The sequence below is a fragment of the Agromyces mediolanus genome, from assembly GCF_023715325.1.
Lineage (GTDB): Bacteria > Actinomycetota > Actinomycetes > Actinomycetales > Microbacteriaceae > Agromyces > Agromyces mediolanus_A.
On the sequence record NZ_JAMBNX010000001.1, the window covers coordinates 324,822 to 338,594 of the forward strand.

A 13,773-nucleotide genomic window follows, 5' to 3' on the forward strand; every position below is an offset into this window, starting at 1 on the left:
GTGTACGAAGGCATCGTCCAGGAGCTGATCGACGAGCTCGGCCGCCTGCCCGGCATCGGGCCGAAGTCGGCGCAGCGCATCGCGTTCCACATCGTGCAGACCGAGCACTTCGACGTCACCCGGCTCGCCGAGGTGCTGCTCGAGGTGCGCGACAAGGTGCGGTTCTGCGACATCTGCGGCAACGTGTCCGAGCAGGCGACCTGTTCGATCTGCCGCGACCCGCGTCGCGACCCCGCCCTCATCTGCGTCGTCGAGGAAGCGAAAGACGTCGTCGCGATCGAGCGCACCCGGGAGTTCCGCGGGCTCTACCACGTGCTCGGCGGCGCCATCAGCCCGATCGACGGCATCGGCCCCGACGAGCTGCGCATTCGCCAGCTCATGCAGCGGCTTGCCGACGGCACCGTGCGCGAGGTCATCATCGCCACCGACCCGAACCTCGAGGGCGAAGCCACGGCGACGTATCTCAGCCGCCTGCTCACGACCCTCGAGATCAGGGTCACACGTCTCGCTTCCGGGCTGCCCGTCGGCGGCGACCTCGAGTACGCCGACGAGGTCACGCTCGGCCGAGCGTTCGAGGGCCGCCGCGTCGTCGGCTGACCCGCGGGGCCGATCGCAGCGCAGCGCCGAGCGCTCAGCGCAGCACTTCGACGAGCACGACCCACGCGTGCACGATCGACGCGGCGATGGCGAGCAGCGTCCCCGCCGCGAGCAGCCACAGCCCGGTGCCGGCGGCGGCCTCGCCCGCGATCACGATGACCGACGCGCCGGCGAGAGAGGCGGCCAGCGGCAGCACCCCCGGGATCGACTTGCCGAACCGCACACCGAACGTCGGGCTCTGCGCGCGATCGGCGAAGACGCTGCGCACGGCATGCACCTGGAACGCGGTCGCCGCGAGCGCGGCCAGCAGCACTTCGAGCCCGTAGAGCCGGGCGGGCTGCGGCGGGGCGATCGCGAGTCCCGTGGTGACGATCCCGAGCACGAGCGTCGCGAGACTGCCGGCGATGCGCGCCGTGAGCGAGGACTCGCCGGTGATCCGGGCGATGTTCACGGACATCGCCACGATGAGCAGACCCGCGAGCGCGGCCGTGGCGCCGACCATGGCGACGTTGAACTCGGCCCACTCCCGCAGCTCCGGCATGGGGCGATGCTAGCGCCGCGCCGGACGCGCGCGACAGGGGCGGCGGGCGGTTGACGCCGCCCCGCCCCGGGCGTAGGAAGGGCGCGGAGGCGGGCGCGGCGCCCGCCGTCGAGAGGGGACCGGGATGAGCGGCCAGGGAACTGGGGACCGACCGGCGCCGAGCCGACGACTCGCCGAGTGGATGGCGGGCTACTTGCGCGCCTGGCGCGGCAACGACGCGGCCGACATCGGCGCGCTGTTCACCGACGACGCGGTCTATCTGACCGCGCCCGACGCGGAGCCCAGGCGCGGTCGCGAGGCGATCGTCGCGGGCTGGCTCGACGACGCCGACGCGCCGGGGGAGTGGACGTTCGACTGGTGGGTGCTGCACGAAGGCCCCGACGTCGCGTTCGTGGAGGGGCGCACGGAGTATCCGGCCGAGCGGGACTACCTGAACCTCTGGGTCGTCCGCTTCGCCGACGACGGTCGTGCCACCGAGTTCACCGAGTGGTATTTGGCGCGACCGCACGGCGGGTGACGCGCCGCGGGCGCGACCGCTCGCGCGTCGTTCCGGACCGGGCGTCACATGGCGATCCGGGAATGCCCCCAGCCGTATGATGAAGACTCCGACGACGGGCCCGTCGGCCCGCGCGCGCCCAGAACCCCGGGAGGCCACGTGAGCTTGATCGTGCAGAAGTTCGGCGGATCGTCCGTCGCCGACGCCGAGAGCATCAAGCGGGTCGCGAAGCGCATCGTCGAGACGCGCAAGGCGGGCAACGACGTCGTCGTGGCGGTCTCGGCCATGGGCGACAGCACCGACGAGCTGCTCGACCTCGCGAACGAGGTCGCGCCGATCCAAGCGCCCCGCGAGCTCGACATGCTGCTGTCGGCGGGTGAGCGCATCTCGATGGCGCTGCTCGCGATGGCGATCAAGAGCATGGGGCACGACGCGCGCAGCTTCACCGGCAGCCAGGCCGGCATGATCACGGATGCCACGCACGGCGCGGCCCGCATCGTCGACGTCACCCCGGTACGCCTCCGCGAGGCGCTCGACGACGGCGCGATCGTCATCGTCGCCGGCTTCCAAGGCTTCAGCCGCGAGTCGCGCGACATCACGACGCTCGGCCGGGGTGGCAGCGACACCACCGCCGTCGCGCTCGCCGCCGCACTCGAGGCCGATGTCTGCGAGATCTACACCGACGTCGACGGCGTCTTCACCGCCGACCCACGCGTCGTGAAGCGGGCGCACAAGCTCGCCCGGGTGACGAGCGAGGAGATGCTCGAACTCGCCGCCTCGGGCGCCAAGGTGCTGCACATCCGCGCCGTCGAATACGCGCGCCGCCACGGCGTGACCCTGCACGTGCGCTCGTCGTTCAACAACACCGAGGGGACCGTCGTCTACGACCCCTCGCGCGCCCCCGAAGGAGCCGAAGTGGAAGAATCCGTCATCGCCGGTGTCGCCGTCGACCTCTCCGAGGCCAAGATCACGGTCGTCGGCGTCCCCGACAAGCCGGGCGTCGCGGCGAAGATCTTCAAGATCGTCGCCGCCACGAACGCGAACGTCGACGTCATCGTGCAGAACGTCTCGGCCGCCGCCACGGGCAAGACCGACATCTCCTTCACCCTGCCGAAGGCCGACGGTGAGAAGGCGCTCACGGCGCTCGCCGGCGCGCAGGAGGCCATCGGATTCGGCTCGCTGCAGTACGACGACCAGATCGGCAAGCTGTCGATCGTCGGGAACGCGATGCGCAACGCCTCCGGCGTCTCGGCGAAGCTCTTCGAGGCGCTCTACGAGGCCGGCATCAACATCGAGATGATCTCGACCTCCGAGATCCGGATCTCGGTCGTCACCCGCGCCGACAGCGTCAACCAGGCCGCGGTCGCCGTGCACACCGCGTTCGGCCTCGACGCCGCCGAGGACGCGATCGTGCACGCCGGCACCGGTCGCTGAGACCGGCACCGACCCGGATGCCTCGGCGCGACGCCGCGGCGGCCAGGCAGGTCGAACGGTGCCCGCATCCGGCCGAAGCATCCGGCCGGAATGCGTGACGTTCCTGCCAATCCGGCCGGTGATCGCCGATTTCCGGCCGGCCTCCGCCCGGCGTCGGGCACACTGGAAGAGCTACGAGTAAGAGGGACAACATGAGCAACGGTGTGAACATCGGCGTCGTCGGCGCCACCGGTCAGGTCGGCGCGGTCGTGCGCCGCCTGCTCGAGGAGCGGGACTTCCCGGTCGCGAGCATCCGCTTCTTCGCCTCCGCCCGCTCGGCGGGCACGACCCTGCCGTTCAAGGGCGAGCAGATCGTCGTCGAGGACGCGTCGACGGCCGACCCGACGGGGCTCGACCTCGCGATCTTCTCCGCGGGCGCGACGCTCTCGAAGGCTCAGGCGCCGCGGTTCGCCGCCGCCGGCGTCACCGTGATCGACAACTCGAGCGGCTGGCGGATGGATCCCGACGTGCCGCTCGTCGTGAGCGAGGTGAACCCGCACGCCATCGCCGAGGCGCGCAAGGGCATCATCGCGAACCCGAACTGCACGACGATGGCCGCGATGCCGGTGCTGAAGGTGCTGCACGAGGAGGCCGGCCTCGAGCGCCTCATGATCTCGACCTACCAGGCGGTCTCGGGCGCCGGGCTCTCGGGCGGCGAGGAACTGCTCGAGCAGGCTCGCGCGGCGGTCGCGCAGGACGCGATCGCGCTCGTCCACGACGGTGACGCGGTGCGCTTCCCCGAGCCGGTGAAGTTCCCCCGGCCGATCGCGTTCGACGTGATCCCGCTCGCCGGCTCGATCGTCGACGACGGCGACAACGAGACCGACGAGGAGAAGAAGCTCCGCAACGAGAGCCGCAAGATCCTCGAGCTGCCTGGCCTCCGCGTCGCGGGCACCTGCGTGCGGGTGCCGGTGTTCACGGGCCACTCGCTGTCGATCCATGCCGAGTTCGCGAACGAGCTGAGCCCGGAACGGGCGACTGAGCTGCTGGCCGCCGCCCCCGGCGTCGAGCTCAGCGACGTGCCGACGCCGCTCCAGGCCGCCGGCAGCGACCCGAGCTACGTCGGCCGGATCCGCGCCGACCAGTCGGCGCCCGAGGGCAAGGGCCTCGTGCTCTTCGTCTCGAACGACAACCTGCGCAAGGGTGCCGCGCTGAACGCGGTGCAGATCGCCGAGCTCGTCGCCGCGAAGCTGCCCGCCGCCGTCTGAGTCTCGCTCCCGAACGCCCCGAGGCCCCGGCCCCGGGGCGTTCGTGCGTCCGTCCGCGTCGCCGTGCCGGCATCCGCGCCGCAGCTCCCGACGCGACAACTCAGGAACAGTCCGATCGGCGTCCCCGGAAACCCGGTGATCTGCGGATGCCTCGCCGCTCATAATCGCCACATGTTCCTGAGTTGCGGGGTGGCGGGCAGCGCGGGCCGGGGGTGATCGCCGGCCGGGCGGATGCGCACTCGTGCGCGCATCCGGGACGCTAGGCTCTGAGCATGTCGGGACCGGGGGAGTCGCGGCGCGCCGGCGCCACGTTCGACCGCTCCGTCGTTCTCTCGCAGCTGCTCTTCGGCGCCGTGCTCGTGACCGCCGTGTTCACGCTGCTGCTGTTCTCGCCGGCCGCGCTCACGAAGCCGATCGCGATCGTCGCGGTGGCGATCGTGTTCACGGCGACCGGCGTCGCGATCATCCTCCCCTGGCACCGGTTCCCGCGCGCGTTCGTCATGGCCCTGCCGATCGTCGACATCCTCGCGATCGGACTCATCCGCATCGCCGAGCCGGCCGCGGGCGTCGGGCTGCTCTGGTTCTTCCCCACGATCTGGCTGGCGAGCTACTTCGGGCTCACCGGCGCGATCATCGCCGTGAGCTCCTCCTCCGTGCTCGTCTGGATCTCCGAGCTCGTGAGCGAGCGGGCGTTCACGCCCATCAGCGTCCCCTCCGTCGTGCTCCTGCCGATCGCGCTCAGCTTCATCGCCACGAGCACCGTGCTGAGCTCCCGCCGCGCCGGGGCGCAGCGGGTGCTGCTGCGCACCCAGGCGAAGCAGCTGGAGCGGGCGCTCCGGCGGGCCAACAAGCAGGAGCAGCGGCTCGCCGAAGTCCTGAACGCCGTCGACTTCGGCGTCGTGCGGCTCGACCGCGACGGCCGTGGCGGCGTGATGAACACGGCCTACGCGAGGCTCTACGGTCTCGACGTCGCCGACCCCGACGCCGCTCGCGACGGCGTCGCCTTCGCCGCCGACCGGGCGACCCCGCTCAGTGCGGTCGAACTGCCCTTCAACCGGGCCGCCGCCGGGCAGGAGTTCGACGACGAGGTCACCTGGATCCCCGGCGACGGCAGCGAGCTCCGTGCCGTCTCGGTCACCGCCCGGCGGCTCTACGACGAGGACGGCGGCCTCGAGGGCAGCGTGCTCGTCGCCCGCGACATCACCGAGGAGCGGAACGCCGTGCGCGCCCGCGACGATCTCGTCGCGTCCGTATCGCACGAGCTGCGCACGCCGATGACCTCCGTGCTCGGCTACATCGATCTCTCGCTCGACGCCGAAGGGCTGCCGCCGAACGTCACGCGCAACCTCGAGATCATGCAGCGCAACGGCGACCGAATGCTCGAGCTCATCGCCTCGATCCTGCAATCGGCGAAGCACGCCGAGGCGCCCCTGCCGCTCGCCCTCGCCCCCGTGGACCTGCACGAGGTCCTCCGCGATGCCGTCGAGGCCGCGCAGGCCCGCGCCGACGAACGCGACATCAGCCTGACCATCACCACGAGCGAGCCCGCCGTGGTGCGCGCCGACGGCTTCCGCCTCCGTCAGGTCGTCGACAACCTGGTCTCCAACGCGGTGAAGTACAACCGCCAGGGCGGCGAGGTCATGGTCGGTGCGACGGCCGACGAGGGGATGGCGTGGGTGGTCGTGCGCGACACCGGCATCGGCATCCCCGAAGCGGAGCTGCCGAAGGTGTTCGAGCGCTTCTTCCGCTCGGGCGGTGTCCGACAGGGCACCGTCCACGGCAGCGGCCTCGGCCTCGGCATTGCCCGCGAGCTCGTCGAGCGCCACGGCGGGGAGATCCACATCGACAGCGAGGAGGGCGCCGGCACGACCGTCATCGTGACCCTGCCCGTCGCCGGCCCGGAGGACGCATGACGATCGACCTGTACACCGTCCAGCTCGCGACCAGCACGGTGACGATCATCGCGGGGCTGATGTTCATCCTCGACACCGTGCTGCGCCGCCCCGACACGGCCGGCCGGCTGTGGGCCGTGTCGTTCATGGGCGGGATGCTGACCTCGATCTCGTACGCCGTATGGATCCTCGTGCCGGGCGCCTGGTGGGCGGTCGCCGTCGGCAACGGGGCGATGGTGCTCACCGCCGGGCTGCTCTGGTGCGGCGCCCGGGCCTTCAACGCACGCAGCGACCTGCTCTGGGTGCCGCTCGTCGTGGCGACCGGCGCCGGCGTCGCGGTGCTCGCCGAGGGGCCGGACGGCGGCGACTGGGCGGGGGCGCCGTTGCTGTTCCTCGCCCTCGCGGTGTTCTCCGGGCTGGGTGCGGCCGAGTCGCTCCGCCGGCCGATGCGGAGCCACTGGGCGGCGCGCGGCCTCACCGTCTCCTTCATCGTCGTCGCACTCTTCTACGCGTTCCGCACGGCCGCCTATTTCGCGCTCGGCACGGAGGCGCCGCTGTTCCGCACCTTCTTCGGCAGCGAGGCCGCGGCGTTCGTCATGATGACGCTCATCATCGTGATGACGGTGAGCCTCGTCATCATCCGTTCCGATCGCGTGGGCGACACGGGCGGCACGGGCGGTTCGCACTGGTCCGAGGGCGAGGTGCTGGCCCCGACGGCGCTCCGGCGCGTGGTCGAGGACCAGCTCGAGCGGGCGAACTTCCACGACGAGCAGCTCGTCTTCCTCCGGGTCGGCCTCGACGAGGTCGAGTCGATCTACACCGCCTTCGGCCGATCCGCGGGGGCCGCCCTCGCCGGACGCTTCACCGCGGCGGTCCGCCGGTACGCCCCGCCGACCGCCGCCATCGGCACCTTCGACGGCAGCGGCGAGCTGCTCGTGGTCGCGCCGTTCCCGCGGATGGCCGACGCCCGTCGCGCGGCGATCGCGCTGCAGGCGGGCATCGGCGAGCAGACCATGGTCGAGGCGGACGGCCTGCGGCTCTCCGCGAGCATCGGGATGGCCGGCAGCGACGCCGTGGGCTACGACTTCGACCGGCTGCTCGCGGCCTCGGGGGAAGCCGCGGAGCGAGCCCGCCAGTCGGGCGGCGACGCGATCGCCGACTAGGGCGTCGGCGCGGGGGACGGGTCGGCGGCCGCCGCGTCGTCCCCGGCGATCGCGATCACGAGCGTGTCCACCGCGGTCTGCTTCGCATAGTCGCTCGCGGTCGGCGTCGACTGCAGCAGCAGCTCGTAGCGCATCGAGAGCTCGACGCTCGCGGCCTGCGGGTCGAGCGGTGGCAGGGTGAAGGTCTGGCTGTACGTGTAGGGGTCGAGCACCAGGTAGCCCGGCGCGACGGTCGCCTGGTCGACGATCGGGTCGAAGCCCGGCAGCTCGCTGCCGTCGGCCGCGCGCACCACCGGCGTCGCCGTCACGCGCGACAGGTACACCTTCTGCCCGTCGGACGGCGTCACGGTGGAGCGCAGCGAGAAGGTGAGCGGCTTCTGCGCGGCGACGGTCCAGCGGTCCATCGACAGCGTCGACCAGTAGTCGGCGGTCAGCGTGATCGCGCCGACCTCCATCGTGCGCGTGGCCGACCCCGAGGCGAGGTCGTTCTGGATCGCAGCCGGCGGGGTGCTCGTCGCGGGCGGGGTCGAGGCCGGGGCATCCGTCGGGTCGAGCCAGGGCGGGGCCTGACACCCTGCCGTGACCAGGGCCGCGGCGGTGATCGCGACGACGGCGGCCGCCCGCCGTGCTCGGCCGAATTCGCGCGCGGTCGATCGCATCCGTCCCCCAGAGTCCCGAATCTTGAGCAGATCTTGAGGCGACGCTATCGCATCGCGAGGGTGCTCCTGCGGTCGGCCCGCCAGACTCAGTGGTGTTGGAGCGGGGACGCTGCATCCGATGAATACCCACGAAGTCGAACGAAAGGCCACGTCATGACCGACACCGCACTCCACCGGCCCACCCCCGGGGCCGATGCCGCGGTCTCGGCGACCCGAGCGCGGCCGCTGCACACCGACATACCCGAAGTCGCTCCGCAGTTCGATGACTTCGCCGCCGTCGTCGACACCATCACGGTGTCACGGGCGAGCATCGGCTGCATCGTCCCCGCCTACAACGAGGAGGAGTCGATCGGGCAGGTGCTCGAGTCGCTCCTCGGGCAGACCCGACTGCCCGACGTCATCCACGTCGTGGTGAACAACTCGACCGACCGCACGGTCGAGCACGCGGCCGCCTACGCCGGCCTGCACCTCCGGGAGGACGACGGCGTGGAGCAGTTCACCGAGGTGTTCGTCCACGACATCGGCGAGAACCCCGACAAGAAGGTCGGCGCGCTGAACTACGGCTACTCGCTCGTCGAGGGCATGGACTTCATGCTCGGCGTCGACGGCGACACGGTCGCCGACGCGCAGGCCGTCGAGTTCCTCGAGGCCGAGATCGCCTCGGACAGCCGCATCGGCGGCATCTCGGCGATCTACTCGATCGACGACCGCCCATTCACGGGGGTCGTCGCCCCGTTCCTCATCGCCGGCCAGCGCGCCCAGTTCGCCGCCTTCAACATGCAGAACATGCTGCGCGGCCGCAACATGGCGGTGCTCGGCGGCCAGTACTCGATCTTCTCCACCAAGGCCCTCCGCGACGCGATGACCGCGAACCGCCAGGTCACCCCCTGGGTGAAGGACAGCGAGGTCGAGGACTCGCTGCTCTCGCTGCAGATCAAGAGCGCCGGCTACCTCACGAAGATCTCGGCCCGCGCCCGCGCCGACGTCGGCGGCATGACGACGCTCCGCTCGCTCGACGCGCAGCAGGTGAAGTGGAACTACGGCGCCATCGAGCTGATGTGGCCCGGCCAGCGCGGCGACACGAAGGGGCAGCCGTTCCACCCGAATCTGCGCCTGCGCTGGCTCGAGAACCTCTCGATGGCGACGAACGCGGTCACGCGCATCCTGTTCCTGGTGCTGCTCGCCGGCTCGCTGTCGATCAACGCCTTCGTGTTCAGCCCGATCTGGCTGATCCCGCCGGTCGTCGCGATCCTGCTGAACGTGCGCATCGCGCTCTCGATGAAGCACCGCACCGCGAAGGACATCCTGTTCGCGGCGCTCCTCGTGCCCGCCGAGGTCTACATGTGGATCCGGCTCGGCCACTTCGCCCGCGCCTGGGTGAAGTTCGCCTCGCGCAAGCAGGTCGACAACTGGGCCGAGCAGGCGAAGGCCGAGCGCGGCGGCGGCCACGCCTACCTGACCCCGCTCCTCGTCGGGCTCGCGATCGTGGTCGCGATGGTCGCGATCTGGACGCAGCTCAGCCCCGTCGTGCAGTCCTCGATCCTCTGGATCGGCTGGCCCGTGCTCGGCACGATCACCGTGCTGCAGACGCTCGGCATGTTCGGCAAGCTCGTGCGCCGCCAGCACCGCTACCGCGTCTGAGACCCGGACGACGAACGGCCCGCCAGGCTTCCGCCCGACGGGCCGTTCGGCATTCCGGCGTCGGGCGCGTCAGTCCTCGGCGGTCATCCGGTAGCCGACCCCGCGGACCGTCTCGATCCAGTTCGGCTGCGTGGCGCTCTCGCCGAGTTTGCGCCGGAGGTTCGCGAGGTGCACCTCGATCGCGCGCTTGTCGGCGTCGCTCACGTAGTACGAGGTGACGTAGCTCTCACCGCGGAGGGAGAGGGCGAGGTCGGCCTTGCTGCGCACTCGCCGTCCGGAGTCCATCAGCAGACGCAGCAGCTCGAACTCGCTGCGGGTGAGCTCGAGCTGGTCGCCGTGGAGGGAGGCGAGGTGCATCTCGGGCTGCAGCCGGAGACCGCGGTGCTCGTACCAGCCGTCCTGGCCGCCGCCGTCGCCGTCGCCGTCGCCGGCGCCGGCGAGCGGGGCCGGCGCGGTCGCAGGTTCCGGCACCGCAGCGGCCTCGGTCGCGGCGGGGCTCGGTGCGGACGCGGCGGATGCCTCCGCGGGGCTCGCTGCGGCATCCGCGCCCGGGGTCCGTGCCCGAACGCCCGTCGGCCCGCCGACGAGGGCGGGTGACAGCGCGGCCGTGCCGTTCGAGGCATCCGCGGTTCCGGTCCCGGTCGTCGCGGTCCCGGGGGGCCGGCCGGACTCCGTCGCCGCATCGGTGCCGCGCTCCCGCTCGCGGCGCCGCAGCATCGCATCGATGCGCGCCCGCAGCTCGCGGGGCCGGAACGGCTTCACGAGGTAGTCGTCGGCACCGGACTGCAGGCCGATGAGCGTGTCGGCCTCCTCGCCGAGCGCCGTCAGCATGATCAGGTACGTGCCGCTGAACTCGCGGATGCGGCGGGCCGCCTCGAAGCCGTCGATACCGGGCATGCTCACGTCGAGCGTCGTCACGATCGGTTCGTAGCGGCGGACGAGCTCGATGCCGTCGAGCCCGTTGCCCGCGCTGTGCGTCTCGAATCCGCCCTGTTCGAGCACTTCCACGAGCAGCTGCCGGATGTCGAGGTCGTCCTCGATGATCACCGCGATGCGCTCGCCGTTCGTCTGATTCGCCGTCATTTCCCCGATCTTCCTTCGTCGCGGGCGTCCCGTCGCCCGCGGTCGTGCGTCTCGTCAACCGCCCCCGGTGAGGGCGATCGCCGCTTCCGGCCACCACTGTCCGGCGGGCGGGCCGCCGTTGCACGTGCCGTCGCTCTCGCCGGGCGGCTTGATCCAGAGCACCGCGTCGACGACCTCGTCGTCGATCGGCCCCGGATCCTCGCCGACGGTGCGCCCGGGCACGTTGCACCACGAGGCATCCGCGGGCGGGCCCGATCCGTTGCGGGAGACGTCGATCACCGCGTGGCCGCCGCCGAGCGCCGCGGCGACGCGGCGCGCGTAGTCGCGCTCCTCGCTCGTGGTGCGCGTGTTCGAGACGTTCGTCGCGAAGCCGCGCACCCGCTCGACGCCGGCGGCGCGCAGCAGCTCGGCCATGCGCTCGGCCGGGAGCCAGGCGGAGTGACCGCCGTCGAGGTAGATGGTGGCCGTGCCGGGCAGCCGCGCGGCGGCATCGCGCACGAGCGTGGGCCGGGCCGCGGCATCGGGGCACGCCTCGGCGAGCGCGAGGGCGTCCGGCTCGAGGATGACGACGGCCGGACGCTCGCCGATGGCGGCCGCGATCTCATCGACCCAGGCGAGGTAGGGCGCGCGGGGGAGGCCGCCGGAGCTCTGTCCGCCGCAGTCGCGGTCGGGGATGCCGTACACGACGAGGACGGGCAGTGCGGCGTCGGCCGCGGCATCGTCGAGCACGGCGTCGACCGCGGGGCCGACCTCGCCGGCGGGCAGGCGCTCGGGGACGAGCCAGACGGCGGTGGGTCGCGCGGCGAGCTGGGCCGCGGCGTCACGTTCGGCGGGGTCGGCCGCGGTGCCGGCGGCGGTGGCCGCCGAGGAGTCGGGTGAGCGGTAGAGCGACCGGCCCGCGAAGGGGGTGGTGGCGGGCGCGGCGGGAGCGCACGCGGCGAGCAGGGCGAGCAGGGCGATCGTGCCGCTCGCGACCACGACGCGGCGGGTGGCGGCGCGCGAACGCTCACCAGCTCCCGATGCCGTCATCGCTCGCATCCTTCCCCCGTTCCGGTCAGTCTATGGCCCTCCGTTTCCCGCGCCGCCGCCGCGGCTTCTCAGGAACATCCGGCGGGTATGGCGGCCGACCCCGATCGCGGGGCGCGGATCGGCGGGGATGTCGGCGGAGCGTTCCTGAGTTGTCGCCGCGAGCGCGAAGTAACTGGATTGGTTCTTTCTGGATAGAACCTTTTCTGATAGTTTCATTTCCGGTAACGCTCGCACCGAGATCCTGCGCGACGTCGCTGTTCTTCCCACGCAATGAAGCCAGAGAGGAAACACGAACGATGATTCGAACCACGCGCCGCCTGGCGCTCGCGCTCGCCGCGGGTGCCTCCGTCCTCGCCCTCGGGCTGTCCGGATGCTCACCGTCGGGCGGCACTTCCGGCGACGACCCGATCCTGCGGGTCTGGGCCGGAAGCGCCACCCCGATCAACAACAACTTCAACCCGTTCGCCGTCGACACCGCCGTGCACGCGACCTTCGGCGCCATCTACGAGCCGCTGTTCTTCTTCAACCAGCTCTCCGCCGACCCGCCCACGGGCATGATCGGCGACAGCTACGAGTTCAGCGACGACGGCAAGACCCTCACCGTGAAGATCAAGCCCGACCTCAAGTGGAACGACGGCGAAGCCCTCACCGCCGAGGACGTCGCCTTCACCTTCGGCTACGGCTCGAACGTCAGCGAGCAGTTCGTCTCCGCCGAGGCGACCGACGACACCACCGTCGTGCTCACGTACACCGAGCCGCAGTTCACGAGCGCCTCGCTCACCCTCGGCTCGACGTGGATCATCCCGAAGCACGTCTGGGAGAAGATCGACGACTTCATGGCGGAGACGAACCCCGAGCCCGTCGGCTCCGGCCCCTACAAGCTGAAGAACTTCACCGAGGCCGCCTACACCGTCGAGGCGAACGAGCTGTTCCGCGACGGCGCACCCGCCGTGTCGCAGGTGCAGTACCTCGGTCTCGACTCGAACCAGTCCGCGCAGGACCTGCTCACGACGGGCAAGATCGACTGGGTCGGCCAGTTCATCGCGAACCCGGACGCGGTCACCGGCTCCGGCAAGATCGCCACGCTGAACCTGCAGCAGGACCCGACGACCATCACGACGTGCGCGAACGCCGAGCTCGGCTGCACGGGACCCCAGACCGACCCCGCCGTGCGCCAGGCGATCGACGTCGCGATCAACCGCTCGACGATCCGCGAGAAGGCCTTCGCCGGCCTCGCCGCCGAGTCCTCGCCGTCGTTCATGCTGCTGCCGCGCGACGAGCAGTGGCTGAGCGATCCCGCCCTCACGACGAGCCCGCAGGACCCGGACGTCGCCAAGGCGCAGCAGATCCTCGAAGCGGCCGGCTACTCGAAGCAGTCCGACGGCTTCTACGGCAAGGACGGCGCGTCGTTCGAGATCGACCTGTTCTCGCCCGACGGCTGGACGGACTACAACGACGCGGCGAAGCTCATCTCCGAGCAGGCCGCCGAGGCCGGCATCCGCATCAACGCGCGGACCGTGTCGGATGCCGAGTACTGGACGCCGATCCAGTCGGGCGACTTCCAGATGACCCTCTACGGGCTCACCCAGAGCCTCGTCGCCGACCCGTACTCGAACTACCACGAGTACTTCGCCGGCACCTCGACCGTGAAGGTCGGCGAGACCCCGCTCGTCGGGCAGAACTACTCGCGCTACTCGAACCCGACGGTCGACGCCGCCGTGCTCGCGGCCGGGGCCACGGAGGACGTGCCCACGAAGCAGGCCGCCTACGCGACCATCCAGGCGGAGATCGCCCGCGACCTGCCGTACATCCCGGTCGTGCTGAACGCCTCGCAGTCGTTCTTCAACACCGCGAAGTTCAGCGGATGGCCCTCGGAGAACGACCTCTACGCGGCGCCGCTGCCCTACCTCTCGGTGGCGAACGCGGTCGTGCTCACGCACCTGAAGCCGGCCGAGTAAGCCCATGGTCCCGATGAGACGACACCCCCTCCG

At 71.3% G+C, this 13,773-nt stretch carries 12 protein-coding genes; 8 read left to right on the top strand and 4 right to left on the bottom strand.

Annotated features, from left to right (window positions below; all coding sequences use genetic code 11):
- A complete protein-coding gene (gene recR, locus M3147_RS01570; protein WP_251201743.1) occupies positions 1-597 on the top strand; it encodes a recombination mediator RecR in 597 nt (198 codons plus the stop codon).
- 34 nt (positions 598-631) lie between these two features.
- Here the strand turns inward: recR and M3147_RS01575 are convergent, their stop codons facing one another.
- On the bottom strand, positions 632-1,138 hold the full coding sequence (locus M3147_RS01575) for a hypothetical protein (RefSeq protein ID WP_251201744.1): 507 nt from the start codon (positions 1,136-1,138) through the stop codon (positions 632-634).
- 124 nt (positions 1,139-1,262) lie between these two features.
- On the opposite strand from M3147_RS01575, the gene M3147_RS01580 reads away from it, so the two are divergent.
- The 5 genes from M3147_RS01580 (at position 1,263) to M3147_RS01600 (ending at position 7,370) form a co-directional block, all read left to right on the top strand.
- A complete protein-coding gene (locus tag M3147_RS01580; protein WP_251201745.1) occupies positions 1,263-1,655 on the top strand; it encodes a nuclear transport factor 2 family protein in 393 nt (130 codons plus the stop codon).
- A 138-nt stretch (positions 1,656-1,793) separates the two neighbouring features.
- Complete coding sequence (locus M3147_RS01585; RefSeq protein ID WP_251201746.1) at positions 1,794-3,068, top strand: aspartate kinase; 1,275 nt, start codon at positions 1,794-1,796, stop codon at positions 3,066-3,068.
- 191 nt (positions 3,069-3,259) lie between these two features.
- Positions 3,260-4,315 (top strand): aspartate-semialdehyde dehydrogenase, encoded by a 1,056-nt coding sequence (locus M3147_RS01590; protein WP_251201747.1) that lies wholly within the window; start codon positions 3,260-3,262, stop codon positions 4,313-4,315.
- A 272-nt stretch (positions 4,316-4,587) separates the two neighbouring features.
- On the top strand, positions 4,588-6,228 hold the full coding sequence (locus tag M3147_RS01595; protein WP_251201748.1) for a sensor histidine kinase: 1,641 nt from the start codon (positions 4,588-4,590) through the stop codon (positions 6,226-6,228).
- Positions 6,225-7,370, top strand: a complete 1,146-nt coding sequence (locus M3147_RS01600; protein ID WP_251201749.1) for a hypothetical protein — start codon at positions 6,225-6,227, stop codon at positions 7,368-7,370. Before M3147_RS01595 ends, M3147_RS01600 begins: the two co-directional genes overlap by 4 nt.
- On the opposite strand, the gene M3147_RS01605 is transcribed toward M3147_RS01600, so the two are convergent.
- Complete coding sequence (locus M3147_RS01605; protein ID WP_251201750.1) at positions 7,367-8,029, bottom strand: hypothetical protein; 663 nt, start codon at positions 8,027-8,029, stop codon at positions 7,367-7,369. The genes M3147_RS01600 and M3147_RS01605 overlap by 4 nt on opposite strands.
- 153 nt (positions 8,030-8,182) lie before the next feature.
- Between M3147_RS01605 and M3147_RS01610 the strand changes: the two genes are divergently transcribed.
- Complete coding sequence (locus M3147_RS01610) at positions 8,183-9,670, top strand: glycosyltransferase family 2 protein (RefSeq protein ID WP_251201751.1); 1,488 nt, start codon at positions 8,183-8,185, stop codon at positions 9,668-9,670.
- A 69-nt stretch (positions 9,671-9,739) separates the two neighbouring features.
- Here the strand turns inward: M3147_RS01610 and M3147_RS01615 are convergent, their stop codons facing one another.
- Positions 9,740-10,753 carry a response regulator transcription factor gene (locus M3147_RS01615; protein WP_251201752.1) on the bottom strand — a complete coding sequence of 338 codons (1,014 nt, stop codon included), beginning with the start codon at positions 10,751-10,753 and terminating at the stop codon, positions 9,740-9,742.
- A gap of 54 nt (positions 10,754-10,807) precedes the next feature.
- A complete protein-coding gene (locus M3147_RS01620) occupies positions 10,808-11,782 on the bottom strand; it encodes a glycoside hydrolase family 6 protein (protein ID WP_251201753.1) in 975 nt (324 codons plus the stop codon).
- 296 nt (positions 11,783-12,078) lie between these two features.
- Between M3147_RS01620 and M3147_RS01625 the strand changes: the two genes are divergently transcribed.
- Positions 12,079-13,740 (top strand): ABC transporter substrate-binding protein, encoded by a 1,662-nt coding sequence (locus tag M3147_RS01625; RefSeq protein WP_251201754.1) that lies wholly within the window; start codon positions 12,079-12,081, stop codon positions 13,738-13,740.
- The last annotated feature ends 33 nt before the right edge of the window (positions 13,741-13,773 follow it).